We start from the raw sequence: 307 nt of genomic DNA, 5'->3' as shown, positions 1-307 counted from the left end.
CACTTCCGCCAAAACCCGGAGATGTCTAGCGCTGCGCAACCAACCGAATTGCCTGAATATCGAAGAGGTTTCGTTTCGATGGTACCCTCGTTTTGCCATTGCGCTTCGCAGGTATGCGCCTTTTACCGTTGAGGGGTTTTGGCGGTAGTTGGTATGCCCTATTGGCTGCACCTTTGGCCAAAACAGCGATGGGGGGTGGGTTCCTATGCCCCGGGTTTGCACCCGGGGCTATAAATATGCGACCGCCTTCGGGGTCGTTTTCTTTGTGGATATGTGTAGTTAGAAGGGTGGTGAGGTAGACGTAAGA

The 307-nt window shown here is 53.4% G+C and carries 1 protein-coding gene; it reads right to left on the bottom strand.

Annotated elements, in window-relative coordinates; translation table 11 throughout:
• Window positions 1-25: 25 nt before the first annotated feature.
• A partial coding sequence (locus IAQ59_RS22220) for a hypothetical protein (RefSeq protein WP_209333038.1) occupies window positions 26-307 on the bottom strand: 282 nt, incomplete at its 5' end.

Origin of the sequence: Lunatimonas salinarum (genome assembly GCF_017811155.1) — a bacterium.
Classification (GTDB): domain Bacteria; phylum Bacteroidota; class Bacteroidia; order Cytophagales; family Cyclobacteriaceae; genus Lunatimonas; species Lunatimonas salinarum.
The sequence above is the reverse complement of the archived record's forward strand: the minus strand, read 5'-3'. Positions and strand labels throughout refer to the sequence as shown.